Source organism: Delftia sp. DLF01, assembly GCF_014852125.1.
In the GTDB taxonomy this organism is placed as follows: Bacteria; Pseudomonadota; Gammaproteobacteria; order Burkholderiales; family Burkholderiaceae_C; genus Comamonas; species Comamonas acidovorans.
Genome location: NZ_JACVAZ010000008.1, coordinates 17,897 through 33,116 on the forward strand (window position 1 = coordinate 17,897; position 15,220 = coordinate 33,116).

Consider the following 15,220-nt stretch of genomic DNA (forward strand, 5'->3'; position numbering starts at 1 on the left):
TTCAACCAAGAACAAAGACATGAAAGAGAACAGCACCATGAACAACTACCAACAGCATGATGTCGAGGGCGGCGTCCCCATCAAGATGTGGACCAAGGGCGTGCCCGTGGAGGACGAGGCGCGCAAGCAGCTGGAGAACGCCGCGCGCCTGCCCGTGGTGTTCAAGCATGTCGCGGCCATGCCCGACGTGCACCTGGGCATAGGTGCCACCGTGGGCTCGGTGATCCCGACCATCAAGGCCATCATCCCGGCGGCCGTGGGCGTGGACATCGGCTGCGGAATGATGGCCGCCAAGACCACGCTGCGCGCCGAGGACCTGCCCGACAACCTGGGCCCGCTGCGCTCGGCGATAGAGCAGGCCGTGCCGCATGGCTCGGTGCCGCGCCACCGGGGCCGTGATCCCGGCAGCTGGGAGAACCCGCCCGTGTCGGTGGACCAGGTCTGGGCCACGCTGGCCGATGAGTTCGACCTGCTGTGCGAGCTGCATCCACGCCTGGCCAACACCAACAACCGCAAGCACCTGGGAACGCTGGGCAGTGGCAATCACTTCATCGAGATCTGCCTGGACGAGGCGGGCTTCGTGTGGTTCATGCTGCACTCGGGCTCGCGCGGCGTGGGCAATGCCATCGGCACCCATTTCATCGAGCTGGCCAAGAAGGACGCAGAACTCCATCAGCGCAACCTGCCCGACAAGGACCTGGCCTATTTCGAGGAAGGGGCCCGCTACTTTGGCGACTATGTGCGCGGCGTGTCCTGGGCGCAGAAGTTCGCCATGCGCAACCGCGAGGTGATGATGGCCAACCTCATCGCCACGGTGCGCAAGGTGATCGCCAAGCCCTTCGAGTCGCATGTGGAGGCGGTGAACTGCCACCACAACTACGTGCAGCAGGAGCGCCATTTCGGCCAGGACGTGTTCATCACCCGCAAGGGCGCGGTGAGCGCGCGGCGCGGCGAGCTGGGCATCATCCCGGGCAGCATGGGCGCGCGCAGCTATATCGTGCGCGGCCTGGGCAACCCGGAGAGCTTCGAGAGCTGCAGCCACGGTGCGGGCCGCGTGATGAGCCGGACCAAGGCCAAGAAGATGTTCAGCGTGGAGGACCACATCAAGGCCACCGAGGGCGTGGAATGCCGCAAGGATGCGAATGTGGTGGACGAGATTCCCATGGCCTACAAGGACATCGATGCGGTCATGGCCGCGCAGCAGGATCTGGTCGAGGTGGTGCACACCCTGAAGCAAGTGGTGTGCGTGAAAGGGTGAGTGGATGAGGGCCCCAGGCTCTCATCCTCCAGAACAGAAAGCAGGATGAGAGCATGAGGGAAGAGAAGGTATTGAGCGCGCATCCGGTCTCCGACGCCATGCGCGCCACGGTGCTGGCCAACCTGGTCGAGGTGGAGCGCAGGCACGAGGTCACGGTGCTGTTTGCCTGCGAGTCGGGCAGCCGCGGCTGGGGCTTTGCCTCGCCCGACAGCGACTATGACGTGCGCTTCATCTATGTCCACCGCCTGCCCTGGTATCTGACCGTGGCGCCGGGCCGCGATGTCATAGAGCAGCCGCTCAGCGGCGAGCTCGATGTCAGCGGCTGGGAGCTGCGCAAGGCGCTGGGGCTGCTGCGCGCCTCCAACCCCACGCTGCTCGAATGGCTGCGCTCGCCCGTGGTCTACCGGCAGGAGCAGCCCTGGGCAGAGCGCCTGCATCTGCTGGCCGAGCAGGGCTTTTCGCCGGTGCGCGGCTACCACCACTACGTGGCCATGGCGCGCAAGAACCTGCGCGCCCACCTGCAGAGCGATGTCGTGCGCTACAAGAAATACTTCTACGTGCTGCGCCCCTTGCTGGCCGCGCGCTGGATACGCGAGGGGCGCGGTGCGCCGCCCATGCGCTTTGCACAGCTGGCGGCGGGCACGCTGGAGGATGCAGGCCTGCTGGCCGAGCTCAACGAGCTGCTGGAGCTCAAGATGCGCCTGGGCGAGGCCGCCAAGGGGCCGCGCCGGGTGCGGGTCCATGATTTCCTGGAGCGCGAGCTGGCCCATGCCATGGCCCATGCGCCCGATCCGGGGGAGCAGGCCGATGCCGCGCCGCTGGACCGCTATCTGCGGGATGCCGTGGCGCGCTTTGGCGGCAATTGGCGGCAATGAATGAAAGAGAAAAATGAAAGTGATCGAGATCGACGGCTCCGCCGGGGAGGGCGGAGGCCAGATGCTGCGCAGCGCGCTGGCGCTGTCCATGTGCACGGGTCAGCCCTTTGCCATGCAGCGCATCCGTGCCGGGCGCGCCAAGCCGGGCCTTATGCGCCAGCACCTGGCCTGCGTCAATGCCGCCGCCGAAATCTGCGGCGCGCAGATGCAGGGCGCCGAGATGAATTCGCAGGCGCTGCAATTTGCGCCGGGGCCGGTGCGTGCGGGCGAGTACCGCTTCGTGATCGCCTCGGCGGGCAGTTGCACCCTGCTGCTGCAGACGCTGTGGCCCGCGCTGATGCTGGCTAACGGCGAAAGCCGCCTGACCCTGGGCGGCGGCACCCACAACCCGGCCGCACCGCCCTTCCACTTCCTGGAGCGCAGCTATGCGCCGCTGCTGCACAGGCTGGGCGCGCGCTGCGAACTGCGGCTGCGCCGGCTGGGCTTTTATCCGGCCGGTGGCGGCGAGATGGACGTGACGATTACACCGGCAACCAATGGGCTTGTGCCTTTCGATATCACCGAACGCGGTGCCCCCGTGGTCAGCCATGCCGAATGCTTTGCGCCCGCGCTGCCACGTGCGGTGGCCCAGCGCGAACTGGACCATCTGGGCCAGGCCCTGGGCTGGTCTGGCGAGCAGCTGCAGGTGGCTGCCGTGCGCCAGAACGAGGGGCCGGGCAACGCGCTGCTGGCCACGCTGGCCTATGAGCACCTGAGCGAAGTGTTCACGCAGTTCGGCATGAAGGGCGTCAGCGCCGAAAAGGTGGCGCATGACCTGGCGCGCGAGGTGCGCCGCCACCAGGGCAGCCAGGCCGCCCTGGGCCCGTACCTGGCCGACCAATGGGCCCTGCCGCTGGCGCTGGCCGTCTGGCGCAGCGGGGGCGGGGCCAGCTACACCTGCACGGAACTGACGCCGCATGCGCGCAGCAATTTCGAGGTGATCGAGCGCTTTGTGCCTGTGCGCTTCGCCACAGATGCAGCGGGCGACGGCTGGCGTGTTTCGCTCTCGCCAGCCTGAGCGGCCTCAGCGATCGGCCCGCACCAGCGTGCTCTTGCCGAACAGGCTCTCCAGCAGGTCCACCACCAGTTCGGCCGTCTGGTTGCGCACATCCAGCGCGGGATTGAGCTCCACCAGATCCATCGAGCCCAGACGTCCGGTGTCGGCCAGCATCTCCATGCACAGCTGGGCCTCGCGGTAGCTGGGGCCGCCGCGCACGGGGGTGCCGGTGCCGGGCGCGATGTCGGGATCGAGGTAGTCCACGTCGAAGCTCAGGTGCAAATGGGTGTCGCTGCCTTCCAGGTCTTCCAGCGCGCGGCGCATGACCTCGCGCATGCCCAGCTCGTCGATGGCGCGCATGTCATAGACCTCCACGCCCAGCGAATGCAGCAGGCGCTTTTCCTGGTCATCCACGCTGCGCAGGCCGATCTGGCACAGCGAGGCGGCTGCCAGCGCCGGATCGCCGCCCTGGGACAGCGCGGTGAGCGCCGCGGGCCCCAGGCCGCACAGGCTGGCCACGGGCATGCCGTGCAGGTTGCCGCTGGGCGAGATATCGGGCGTGTTGCAGTCGGCGTGGGCGTCCAGCCAGATCACGCGCAGCGCGCGGCCCCGTCGGCGGCAGTGGGCGGCCACGGCACTGATCGAGCCCATGGCCAGGCTGTGGTCGCCGCCCAGCATCAGCGGCAGCTCGCCGTCGTCCAGCGCCTGGCCCACGGCCTGGTGCACGGCGTCCATCCAGGCGCGGGCCGGTGCGAGGTGGCGCAACCCCTGCTCGGGCGGTGTCTGCGGATTGGGCGGGCCTGCCAGATTGCCGATGTCGCTCACCTGGCAGCCCAGTTGGCGCAGCGCCGGGCCCAGGCCGGCCACGCGCAGTGCGTCGGGCCCCATGGCGCTGCCCAGGCGGCTGGCACCGATGTCGGTGGGCACGCCTATGAGTCTCAGGGCGCGTGCGGTCTGCGGGGTCGTATGGGTGTTCATGCTCATGGGACCCATGGTATGCAGTCCCCGTGTCAGCCAAAGCCGCGTTCTGCCTGCCCGGCCTCGCGCACCAGCCGGTACAGGTCGTGGGGGTCGGCCAGCGCAGGCACCAGGTCGATCGACTGCATCAGTCCGGTGTCGTGGGCCAGCGCGCGCAACCAGCGCAGGGCCGAATAGTCCTCCAGCGCAAAGCCCACGGAGTCGAACAGCGTGATCTCCGTGTCATGCCCGCGGCCCGGCGCCTGGCCGTTGATGACCTGCCACAGCTCGGTCACGGGCGCGTCGGCGGGCAATTGCTGCAGCTCGCCTTCCACGCGCGTCTGGGGTGTGAACTCCACGAAGATGCGCGCACGCCGCAGCAGTGCCAGGGGCAGCTCGGTCTTGCCGGGGCAATCGCCGCCGACGGCGTTGATGTGGGTGCCCGGGCGCACGTCGGCATCGGCGATCACGCAGGCGCGGTGCTTGGCGGCCGTCACCGTGGTCACGATGTCGGCGCCCTCCAGGGCCTCGGCGCTGCTGGCGCAGCAGGTGATGCGCTGGGCCGCGATGCCCGCATGGCCCAGGTTGTCCACGAGCTTGCGCATGGCCTGGACATCAATGTCGAAGATGCGCAGCCGTTCCACGCCCAGCAGGTGGGTGAAGGCCAGGGCCTGGAATTCGGACTGCGATCCTGCGCCGATCAGCGCCATGCTGCGGCAGCCCGGCCGTGCCAGCCGGCGCGCGGCCAGCGCCGAAGTGGCGGCAGTGCGCAGCGCCGTGGCCAGCGTCAGGTCGGACAGGAAGACCGGCAGGCCCGTGGCCACGTCGGCCAGGGCGCCGAAGGCCATCACCGTGGGCAGGTCCCGATCGGCGTTGTCCGGGTGGCCGTTGACGTACTTGAAGGCGTAGTCGAGCGCATCGGACACGGGCATGAGCTCGATCACGCCGCCGGGCGAATGGTGGGCGATGCGGGCCGATTTCTCGAAATCGGGCCAGCGCGCGAAGTCTTCCTCGATGGTATCGGCCAGGCCGGCCAGGCAGGCGGCAACGCCGACCTGCGCCACCAGGCGTGCGGCCTGCGTGGCGCCGAGGAAATCCGTGTGGACGGGCGTGGTTCGAGGCTTCATGGTGCTCTCCCTCGCGGTTGCTTCCACTGTAGGCCCGGGCCGAAGCGCAGGCAAGCGGGTTTCGGCTGGCGCCTGCGCGGGGAATCGCGGTGCGCGTATGCTCGGCACCCAAGCTATGAACCAACTGCATCTGTTTTTGCCCTGCGCCGCCGGCGTCGAGGGATTTCTGGCCGACGAGGTCCACGCGATCACCGGCCTGAGCGGCCACGACCTCATGGTGGGCCGTGGCGGCGTGATGGTGCGCGGCCTGTGGCGCGACGCCCTGCTGCTGAACCTGCACAGCCGGCTGGCCCAGCGCGTGCTGGTGCAGCTGTCGCAGACCCTGTATCGCAACGAGAACGACCTGTACCGCGCCGCCAGCGAAGTGGCCTGGGAGATCTGGTTCTCCCCGCGCGAGAGCTTCAAGATCGAGGTCACGGCCCAGCACAGCCCGCTGACCAGCCTCAACTTCGCGGCGCTGCGCGTCAAGGACGCCATTGCCGACCGCTTCCGCGACAGGAAGGGCGTGCGCCCCGACGTGGAAACGCGCCACCCTGACGTGCGCGTGCACCTGCACCTGACGACCGACGAGGCCACCATCTACATCGACACCTCGGGCGAGGCGCTGTTCAAGCGCGGCTGGCGCGAGGACAAGGGCGATGCACCGCTCAAGGAAACCCTGGCCGCGGCCATGATCGCCGCCACGGGCTGGGACCCGCACGGCGACGATCCCCAGCCGCTGTACGACCCCTGCTGCGGCAGCGGCACGGTGCTGATCGAGGCCGCGCAGATTGCACGCCGCATTCCGGCCGGCATCCTGCGGCGCTTCGCGTTCGAGAAGCTGGTGCCCTTCCAGAGGCATGTGTGGGAAGCCATGCTGGACGAGGCCGAGGCCGCCATCCTGCCCGACAGCCCCGTGGCCATCTATGGCTCCGACGTGTCCCACCGCATGGTGGACTTTGCCCAGCGCAACGCCGAGCGCGCGGGCGTGGGCCAGACCGTGCAACTGCGCGGTGGCGACGCGCTGCAGCGCATGCCGCCCTGCGAGCAGCCCGGCCTGATGCTGCTGAACCCGCCCTATGGCGAGCGCATTGCCGCAGCCGGCTCGGCCGGCCGCAGCGCCGGCGAACGCATGGAAGTGGTCGAGCGCGCGGGCCGCGAGACGGCCCAGACCGAGGACGGCGTGGAATTCTTCAGCCAGCTGGCCACCCACTGGAAGAAGAACTACAGCGGCTGGAGCGCCTGGATGCTCACGCCCGACCTCAAGCTGCCCGGCAAGATGCGCCTGAAGGAGGCGCGTCGCACGCCCATGTGGAACGGCCCCATCGAATGCCGGCTGTTCCGCTTCGACATGATCCGTGGCGCAGTCAAGCCCAGAAAGGCCGCCGAAGGCCCGGCAGAGGGCGCCGCGCCATGAAGATCGTGCTGCGCTGGCCGCAGTGCAACGACGGCTACGAAGGTCCCCTGCCCCGGCCCGTAGTGCTTGATACCAATGTGGTCCTTGACATGCTGATCTTCGACGATCCGCATGTCCCCCCCATCCGCGAACTGGTGGAGCAGGGACAGATGCGCTGGATTGCCGACCAGGCCCAGCGCCTCGAGCTCGAACGCGTGCTGCACTACAGCCAGATCGCGCCGCGCGTGGCTTTCTACGGCAAGACGGTCGAGGGCGTGCTCTCGGCTTTTGACGGAGCGGTCGAATACGTGGCCGATGCGCCGCGCATCCGCTTTGCCTGCACCGACCCCGACGACCAGCATTTCCTGGACCTGGCCAGCCAGCACCAGGCGCTGCTGATCAGCAAGGACAAGGCCGTGCTCAAGCTGCGCAAGCGCGTGGCCGGCCTGGGCGCCACCGTGGGCAACATCCTGCTGGCCGAGCAGGAAGAGGCGCTGGCCGCCTGACGCCCTGGCCGCTGTTGTGCAGCAACCACCCAGGCGGCAACGGGGCAACAGCCTGGGTGCGGCCAGCTTGAAGGCTTTCTCCTAAACTGGCGGCCATGCAGCAGGCGCAAGCCCTTCTGCCAGGAGGACGGCCTCCCCCACATCGGGACATGCATGCGCCGGGACGACCCGGCTCCACAAGGAGTTTTCCATGGCATGGGTCTATCTGTTGGTGGCGGGGCTGCTCGAAGTGGTCTGGGCGTTCTCGATGAAGCAATCGCACGGCTTCACGCGGCTGGTGCCCAGCGCCATCACCATCGTCACCATGATCGCCAGCTTCGGCCTGCTGGCCGTGGCCATGCGCAGCCTGCCGCTAGGCACGGCCTACACGATCTGGACCGGCATCGGCGCCGTGGGCGCCTTCCTGGTCGGCATCACGGTCCTGGGCGAGCAGGTCAGCGCCATGCGCATCGGCGCGGCCGTGCTCATCGTCTCGGGCCTGGTGCTGATGAAGATGTCCTCGGACTGAGCGGGGCCGCCCCCTGCCGGCCAGGCCGGCAGGAGGTCGGGGACCGGGCTCAGAACCTGGCTCAGAAGCGGTATTTGACGCCCACCATCAGATTGCGCGGCGTGCCGTAGTGGCTGTAGTAGCCTGCGTAGCTGAAGTACTTGCGGTCCAGGGCATTGTTCAGGTGCACCGAAGCACTCCAGTGCCGGTCGATGTCATAGCGTGCCATCAGGTTCACCACGGCATAGCTGGCCTGCCGCACCGTGGCGTCGCCCACCTCGCTTTGCCAGTTCACGCCGCCGCCCAGTGTCAGCCCCTGTAGTGCGCCGCCCAGGCGGTAGCTGCTGAAGAGCTTGACGCTGTTGCGCGGCAGCATGGTGTTGATGCGCTGGCCCTCTGCATTCGTGGTCAGGGTGTTGGCATAGCCAGCAGAGACCTGCCAGCCCGGCGCCAGCTCGCCGCTCAGTTCCATCTCCAGCCCCTGGGAGGTGGTGTTCTGCTCGGCCTTGTAGACATTGCTGCCCGGGAACTGCGCCTGCCACACCGCCAGGTTGTCCTGCTTGAGGTTGAACAGGGCCAGGCTGGAGTTGAGCTTGCCGTCCAGGTGCCTGCCCTTGATGCCGACCTCCAGTCCTCGCCCTTCCATGGGCGCCAGCGTGGCATTGTTCTCGTCGCGCACCCAGGAGGCCTGGGGGTTGAAGATCTTGGTGTAGCTGGCGTACAGCGCCCACTGGGGCGTCATGTCGTAGACGGCGCCCACGTAGGGGATGAAGGCGCCGTTTTCCCGGGCGCGGGTGGTGGTGGCCTCTCCGGTGTCGGGCGTGCTGGCGGTATCGCGCCCCCAGTAGATCTGGCGGCTGCCCAGGATCAGGCGCAGCGGCTCGGAGATGCGGAAACGTCCGGTCAGATAGCCTGCGTACTGGTGCTCCTTGGTGGAGAAGCGGCCGCTGGTCGCGAAGTCGGGCACGGGATTGCTGCCGTCATAGGTGAACAGGTTGTCTATGCGGCCTGCGGCCGAGCCGGAGTAGTCGTAGAGCCAGCTGCCGGAGGTGGGTCCCTTGTCCTCGAAGCGCGACAGCGTCAGGCCGGCGATCAACTCGTGCTCGCGGCCGAACAGCTTGAGCGGGCCGGTCAGGTACATGTCGAGGTTGTGCTGGCGCGGTTGGCCCTGAAAGCGCACGGGCAGCAGGCTGGTGCCGCTGCCATCGGCCTGCAGCGTGCCGTTGAGGTAGGTGTAGACCGAGTCGTAGCGGTCCTGGCCGTAGGCGTACTCGACCTTGCCGGTCCAGCCGCCGCTCAGCTCGCGCTCGATGGAGGTGAAGAAGCCGCTTTGCTCATGGTTGTTGTACGACCAGTTCGGCGATCCGTTCAGGGCGCGTGGCAGCCGGGTGGCACTGCCGTCCGGAAACCGCGACGGCAGGCCCGAGCGCATCGGCGCATCCACATCGTTGCGCAGGTAGCTGAAGCCCACGGTCCACAGGGTCCGGTCGTCGAGATCGACCTCGGCGATGCCGTACAGCAGGCGCGAGTCCTGGTGGTAGCGCTCCAGCCAGGCATCGCCCGATTGGTAGTCCGCAACCAGGCGCGCGCGGGCCGAGCCGTCCTGGTTCAGCGGGCGGGAGATGTCCAGGCCCGCGCCTCGGCGTCCCCAGCTGCCGGCATCGACATTGAGTTGCGTCTGGGGTCTGGCCGTGGGGCGCTTGCGGATCAGGTTGATGGTGGCCGAGGGGTTGCCCATGCCGCTGATGAGGCCCGTGGCGCCGCGCACGATCTCCACGCGGTCGTACATGGCCATGTGCTGGGTGTACTGGTTCAGGCCGGCGGCCGTGGGCACGCCATCGATCTCATAGTTCTGGATCTCGAAACCCCGCGACCAGTAGCCGTCGCTTTCGGCACCCAGGCCGTCGCGCGTGACGATGATGCCGGGCGCGGCCTCCAGCATGTCGCTGAGCCGCGTGGTGCCCAGATCCTCCAGCCGCTGGCGCGTCATCACGGTCAGCGCCTGGGGCGTCTCCTGGGGAGCCAGGTTCAGGCGCGTGGAGCTGCTGGACGATGCCGTGGTGTAGGAGTCCGTGCCCTCCGTGGTCGAGCCCGGGGCCTTGCCGGACACGGTCACCGTGGCCAGGCTGACGTCTTGCTCCGGCAAAGGTGCTGCCGACGCAGGCAGGGCGCTGGCCTGGGGCGCTGTCCGCACGCCGAGCACGCCCTGGGCATCGCGCGTGAGCACCAGGCCGCTGCCGGCCAGCGCGGCCTGCAGCGCCTGCTCCGCCGTGTAGCTGCCCTGGATCGCCGGCGCCTGCTTGCCCGAGGCCAGGGCGGGGTCCAGGGACAGCGTGCGGCCGCTGTGCTGGCCAATGGCCAGCAGCGTCCGGGCCAGCGGCCCGGCTGGCAGGTCATAGCGTTGGCGCTGGGCGGCTTCGGCGCCGGAGGTTACCGCGGCCTCCTGGGCGGTCTGGGCCTGGGCGGGCAGGGTGGCGATGAGGGCGGCCAGGGCTGCGGCATGGGCCACGGGGCGCCATGCGAAAAGAGAGCGGGACATGCTTGTGGACTCCGGAGAATGGGGGATGACACAGGACATGTCACGCGAGCGGGTCGGATGTGATCACCCCTGGCGCAGTTTTTTTTGGAGCCCCGCGTTGACCGGGCCTCAGGCCGCATCGATCAGCGTCAGCCAGCCGCCCCGGTAACGCGTCACGCGGATGGGCAGGCTGCTGGCCAGCGCCTGCAGCGCACGGTCGGTATCGTCCAGCGGGAAGGTGCCCAGCACGCGAAGCCGGGAGGCGGCAGGGGCGACGCGCAACAGGCCGGTCCGGTAAGGCCGCAGGGCGTCGACCACCGAGTCCAGCGGCCAATCGTCCACGGCCAGCATGCCGCTTTGCCAGGCCGCTGCCGCCTCGGCGCGCGCCAGGGCCTCGGAAATGGTGGACCCGTCCATCCAGGCGCTGGCGCCGGCCCGCAGCGGGGACTGTGCGCCCAGCCGCGTGTGCAGGTCCACGTCCTGCGCGAGCGCGGCCACCTGCGTGCGCTCTTCCTGCAGGCGCACCATGAAGCGCGCGCCTTGCGCTGCCGGCACCTGGGCCTGGCCATGCCGGGTCTGCACGGTGAAGGGGCTGCCGGCCGGCACCTGCGCGATCAGCGCGCCCTGGCGCAGATGCACGCGGCGGCGGTCGGCGCCCAGGTCGATATCGATGGCGCTGCGCGCGTCCAGCAGCAGCCGGCTGCCGTCGGCCAACTCCAGGCTGCGCCGCTCGGCCGTGGCGGTATGGGCATCGGCCAGCAGGCCGGGCAGCGGCGTGAATCGGTGGGCCACCAGGCCTCCCAGGGCCGCGCCCGCAAAGGCCAGTGCGCCGCCCGCAATGCGCCTGCGGCGGCGGTCGGGCTGCAGCAGTGCGCTCAGCGCTGCATCGGCTGACGCATGGCTGGAGGTGTGGGGCGCCAGCGGTTGGAGCACGCGCTCCAGCGAGCCGCTCACCTGGGACCACGCGGCTTCGTGGGCCGGGTCGGCCTGTCGCCAACGGTCCAGGGCCTTGCGCTGGTGCTCGGTCATGGCTCCCGAGCGCGACTCCACCAGCCAGGCGATGGCCTGCTGGCGCAGGGCGGCGGCCGAGGTGGCACTCATTGCGGCAGCGCCGTTGCGCAGTCCAGTGCGCAGCAGGCGGCTATGGCGCGCCCCATGTGGCGCCGCACGGTGATCTCGGCAATGCCCAGGCGCAGCGCGATCTCCCGGTAGGGCATGTCGTGCAATTGGTTGAGCAGCAGCACGCGGCGCGTGGTGGGTGGCAGCGACTGCAGCACGCGGTCCACGGCCTGCAGCGCCTGCACGAGGGCATAGCGCTCCTCTTCCGAGGGCTGGTGGACGGCGGGCTGGGCCGCCAGCGCCTCCAGGTAGGCCTGCTCCAGGTCGCGCCTGCGCCAGAAGGAGAACAGCGTGCGCTTGGCCATGGTGGTCAGGTAGGCGCGCGGGTTGTCCAGCGGTGGAAGGTGGCGGGTGGTGAGCAGTTGCACGAAGGTGTCGTGCGTCAGGTCCTGCGCCTGTGCGGTGTCGCCCAGCTTGCGGCGCAGCCAGCCTTGCAGCCAGCCATGGTGGTCTGCGTAGAGCACGGCGACGGGAGGTGGCGGCAGGGGATGGGCGGGCATGCGGCGGGACAGGTGATGGGATGGGAATGCGTCTCAATTATCGCGCCATGCCCTCACTCCCCGTGATTCACCTCGTCCGCGAGGCCCTCAGCGGCCCGTGCCCAGCTCCAGCGTCAGGCGCAGCATGTCGCGGTGCTGCACGCCGCGCTCCCACAGCTGGGTGGTGTAGTGCCTGAGGAAGAAATCCCGGTCTATGCCCGTCACGCGAAAACCCGCGCGCTGGTAGAAGACCAGCTGGTCGCCGAAGCTGCCCGTGCCGACCTCGATGCGCGGCGCTCGCTGGGAGCGCGCCCATTCGATGGCACGCCGCAGCAGGGCGCTGCCCAGGCCCCGGTGGTGCAGCGATTCCGCAACCGCGATGTTCATCAGCTCCCAGGCGGGTGGGCCTGAGGCCTCGTCGCCGCTGGCGCGCAGCGGCACCAGCACGCACATGCCCAATACCTCGCCGCGCCCGCCGGGACGCGGCGGCTGGCCTTCGCGCTGGAAGGACTCGCGCGCGGCAAAACAGGTGGAGCCCGCCAGATAGCCGCGCACCTTTTCCCGCGACGGATCCGCCGACAGCAGCAGCGGCCACGGCGCTTCGGCCGGGTTCAGCGGCTCTATGTGCCAGGGTGCGAGAGAAACGGAAGGCGCGGTCATAAGCCTGAATCATCCCATGCCTGACATTGGGACGCAGTTGGGCTCCTCTGCGGAATCTTGACGTGCGCTTACAACTGTGCCTTTGCATGGGCGGATCTAGTGGTTTATACTTAGACCTAGGGTAAACGCTTAGAGGGTTTTCCCGGCATTCGCGGCACTTGAGATGCATGCCGCCAGTGATTGTTGAGCGTCTCAGTAAGGAAGTTCACCATGCGCCAAGCAATCTATTCCCTGATCGATTTCATCCAGCAAGCCCGCAACGCCGAGCTCGAAATCGCCAACCAGTAATCCGGTTGGAGGCAGGTGCGCCCCGAAGCGCGCCCACCGATGCGATCGCCCCATTGCCGATGATGGCCTTGGGGCTTTTGTGTTTCTGGGCGCCGGGCTTGCGGGCGCCGGGCTGCCCTGCAGCCCTGGCTACAGGCCCAGCACCAGCCTGCCGCTCCTGGCGCGCGAGCAGCAGCTCATCATCTTGGTGCAGGCCGCGCGCTCGCCGCGCGTGAGCACCATGTCGCGGTGGTCCACCTCGCCTTCGAGCACGGGCACTTCGCAGGACCCGCACAGCCCTTCCCGGCAGTCGCTTTGCACTTCGATCTTCGCGCTGCGCAGGGCGTCCAGCAGCGTCTGGTCGTTGCGCACCTGCAGCACAAGGCCCGAGGCGCGCAGTTCCACTTCGAAGCCCTGCTCCCTGGCAGGGTCCAGCGCCCCCACGGTGGAGACGAAATGCTCCACGCGCAGGCTGTCCTCGGGCCAGTGGCGGCTGGAGGCCTCCAGGCCGTCCAGCAGGCGCGCCGGTCCGCAGGCATGGATGCGGGCTCCGGCGCGCGGCGTGGCCAGCAAGGCGGCGTAGTCGGCGCGCCGGCCTTCCTCCGCCACGTACAGATGCAGCCTGGCGCCATGCTCGGCCAGCAGCGGCGCCAGCAGCGCCATGCCCGCGCGGCGCCGGCCGCTGTAGTGGATCTCATAGGACAGGCCCAGCGCCCTGGCGCGCCGTGCCATGGCCGAGATGGGCGTGATGCCGATGCCGCCGGCCACCAGGATCAGGTGGCTGGCGCCTTCGTCCAGCGGGAAATGGTTGCGCGGGCCCCGCACCTGTACGGTGGCGCCGCGGTGCAGATGCTCATGCACCCAGGCCGAGCCGCCACGGCCGTTGGCCTCGCGCAGCACGGCAATCTCGTAGCTGCCGGTGTCCTGCGGGTCGCCGCACAGCGAGTACTGGCGTGACAGGCCCGTATCGCCGCATTGCAGGTCGATGTGCGAGCCCGGCGTCCAGCGCGGCAGGGCGTGTCCATCGGCGGCCTTCAGGCGCAGGCGCAGCACGCCTTCGGCGGCGGCCTCGGCCTCGGCCACGACCATGGGCCGGCTGGCGCCGCCCTGCAGGGCTTCGCCAATGCGCACGGGCTGGCGCGCCTGCAGCAGGGCGGGACGGGCGCGCTCGGGGTTGAGGGCCGGGTCCCACTCCACCCACAGGTGCTCGGGGCCCCGGAACGAGGTGTTGGGCACGTAGGTGAACCGCTGCTCGGCCAGCCGCATGTGGGGAAGGCGGCGTGTGAACTCCTCCAGGAAGATCTGCATCTCCATGCGCGCCAGGTTCTTGCCCATGCACTGGTGCGAGCCATAGCCGAAGGTCAGGTGGTCGCCGGCGTTGTCGCGGTGGATGTCGAAGAAGTCGGCATCGGCGAAATGCCGCTCGTCGTGGTTGGCCGACGAGGTCACGATGAGCAGCTTCGAGCCCGCCGGCACGGCCACGCCGCCGATCACCACGTCGCGCGTGGCCAGGCGCCGCCAGGCGGCCACCGAGCCGTTGTGGCGCAGGCATTCCTCCACGGCATTGGGGATCAGCGCAGGGTTCTCGCAGATCTGCTTCCAGGCGCCGGGATGCTGCAGCAGCAGCTTGACGGCGTTGGCCGTGGCATTGGCCGTGGTCTCGTGCGCGGCCACGATGCCGGCCATCATCATGGAGTGCAGGTAGGAGTCGGTGACGACCTCGGGAAGCTCCTTTTGCTTGCGTATGCCGTATTGCATCCAGCCCGGCGCATCGGGGTTCTCGCGCATCTTGGCCAGCACCTTGCCGGCCAGCTGCCAGAAGTTGCCCACCGCATGGGCCACGGCCACCTGCTGCTCGGGTCGGGGCCGGCCCCAGGTGTTGACGGTGTGGGCGATGGAGTACTCGCGCAGCCTGTCCATGTCCTCCTCGGGCACGCCGAGAAAGTGCAGGGCCACGGTCAGCGGCACCTCCCACAGCATCTGGTCCACAAGGTCGGCGCGGCCGTCGTCGATGAAGCGGTCCACATAGGCGCGCGCCAGCTCGCGCACCATGGGCTCGTGGTGGCGCAGCTCCTCGGGCGTGAACGGGTCCATCAGCGCGCGGCGGCGCGGCATGTGGGCGGGCTCGTCCTCGTTGACCAGGGTGCGGTTCAGCGCGAAGCCGTAGGAGGCCAGCACGGCATTGGCCTCCTCGCCCGTGGGCGTGATCTTCTCCAGCGCGATCGAGGGACTGAAGGCGATGTTGTCGCGGAACACCGCCTTGATGTCGTCGAAGCGCGTGACCACCCAGTAGCCCAGTTGCGGGCTGTAGAACACCGGCTCCTGCTCGCGCGCCCAGCGCACATATTCGGGCGGGTCCTGCTGGTAGCCGTCGCTGAACGGGTCGAAGGCCGCGGCACCCGCGCTGACGGGGCAGCCCGTGGGGCCGGTCTGGCCGCTGGGCTGGCGGTGGTCGAAGGGGCAGCGCGCGGAGGCTGGCGCAAATGCTGGCGCAGAGGCGGACGGGGCGGTGTCAGAGGCGGCGGAGGCAGTCATGGCAGGTTCGCAGGCAGACAG

13 protein-coding genes are annotated in these 15,220 nt (G+C 69.0%); 6 read left to right on the forward strand and 7 right to left on the reverse strand.

Going from position 1 to position 15,220, the window contains the following annotated elements; translation table 11 throughout:
- Nucleotides 1-19 precede the first annotated feature (19 nt).
- Genes IB269_RS28640 through rtcA form a run of 3 tightly spaced genes read left to right on the forward strand, consistent with a single transcriptional unit; the run spans nt 20 to nt 3,190 of the window.
- Nucleotides 20-1,258 carry an RtcB family protein gene (locus IB269_RS28640; RefSeq protein WP_012202610.1) on the forward strand — a complete coding sequence of 413 codons (1,239 nt, stop codon included), beginning with the start codon at nt 20-22 and terminating at the stop codon, nt 1,256-1,258.
- Between the two features lie 53 nt (nt 1,259-1,311).
- On the forward strand, nt 1,312-2,133 hold the full coding sequence (locus IB269_RS28645) for a nucleotidyltransferase domain-containing protein (protein WP_192368925.1): 822 nt from the start codon (nt 1,312-1,314) through the stop codon (nt 2,131-2,133).
- Between the two features lie 13 nt (nt 2,134-2,146).
- Complete coding sequence (rtcA, locus tag IB269_RS28650) at nt 2,147-3,190, forward strand: RNA 3'-terminal phosphate cyclase (protein WP_192368926.1); 1,044 nt, start codon at nt 2,147-2,149, stop codon at nt 3,188-3,190.
- A gap of 6 nt (nt 3,191-3,196) precedes the next feature.
- Here rtcA and rocF read toward each other — a convergent pair whose 3' ends face one another.
- Nucleotides 3,197-4,162: an arginase gene (rocF, locus tag IB269_RS28655; protein ID WP_012202613.1), complete on the reverse strand. Its 966-nt coding sequence runs from the start codon at nt 4,160-4,162 to the stop codon at nt 3,197-3,199.
- 17 nt (nt 4,163-4,179) lie between these two features.
- Nucleotides 4,180-5,253, reverse strand: coding sequence for an ornithine cyclodeaminase (locus tag IB269_RS28660; RefSeq protein WP_192368927.1), 1,074 nt, complete (start codon nt 5,251-5,253; stop codon nt 4,180-4,182).
- Between the two features lie 115 nt (nt 5,254-5,368).
- On the opposite strand from IB269_RS28660, the gene IB269_RS28665 reads away from it, so the two are divergent.
- The 3 genes from IB269_RS28665 (at nt 5,369) to sugE (ending at nt 7,642) form a co-directional block, all read left to right on the forward strand.
- The gene (locus IB269_RS28665; protein ID WP_012202615.1) at nt 5,369-6,649 is read left to right on the forward strand and encodes a THUMP domain-containing class I SAM-dependent RNA methyltransferase; all 1,281 of its coding nucleotides are present in this window, start codon (nt 5,369-5,371) and stop codon (nt 6,647-6,649) included.
- Nucleotides 6,646-7,134, forward strand: a complete 489-nt coding sequence (locus tag IB269_RS28670) for a putative toxin-antitoxin system toxin component, PIN family (RefSeq protein ID WP_012202616.1) — start codon at nt 6,646-6,648, stop codon at nt 7,132-7,134. The genes IB269_RS28665 and IB269_RS28670 overlap by 4 nt, the downstream gene beginning before the upstream one ends.
- 190 nt (nt 7,135-7,324) lie before the next feature.
- Nucleotides 7,325-7,642 (forward strand): quaternary ammonium compound efflux SMR transporter SugE, encoded by a 318-nt coding sequence (gene sugE / locus IB269_RS28675; RefSeq protein ID WP_013804742.1) that lies wholly within the window; start codon nt 7,325-7,327, stop codon nt 7,640-7,642.
- Nucleotides 7,643-7,703: 61 nt separating this feature from the next.
- Here sugE and IB269_RS28680 read toward each other — a convergent pair whose 3' ends face one another.
- The 5 genes from IB269_RS28680 to IB269_RS28700 form a co-directional block, all read right to left on the reverse strand.
- Entirely contained in the window at nt 7,704-10,160 is a 2,457-nt protein-coding gene (locus IB269_RS28680) for a TonB-dependent siderophore receptor (RefSeq protein WP_192368928.1), read from the reverse strand.
- 108 nt (nt 10,161-10,268) lie between these two features.
- Entirely contained in the window at nt 10,269-11,240 is a 972-nt protein-coding gene (locus IB269_RS28685; protein ID WP_063327614.1) for a FecR domain-containing protein, read from the reverse strand.
- Nucleotides 11,237-11,758, reverse strand: a complete 522-nt coding sequence (locus tag IB269_RS28690) for a sigma-70 family RNA polymerase sigma factor (protein ID WP_096914556.1) — start codon at nt 11,756-11,758, stop codon at nt 11,237-11,239. Before IB269_RS28690 ends, IB269_RS28685 begins: the two co-directional genes overlap by 4 nt.
- A gap of 87 nt (nt 11,759-11,845) precedes the next feature.
- On the reverse strand, nt 11,846-12,397 hold the full coding sequence (locus tag IB269_RS28695) for a GNAT family N-acetyltransferase (RefSeq protein ID WP_034389533.1): 552 nt from the start codon (nt 12,395-12,397) through the stop codon (nt 11,846-11,848).
- Nucleotides 12,398-12,814: 417 nt separating this feature from the next.
- Nucleotides 12,815-15,199 carry a cytochrome P450/oxidoreductase gene (locus tag IB269_RS28700; RefSeq protein WP_192368929.1) on the reverse strand — a complete coding sequence of 795 codons (2,385 nt, stop codon included), beginning with the start codon at nt 15,197-15,199 and terminating at the stop codon, nt 12,815-12,817.
- Between the last annotated feature and the right edge of the window lie 21 nt (nt 15,200-15,220).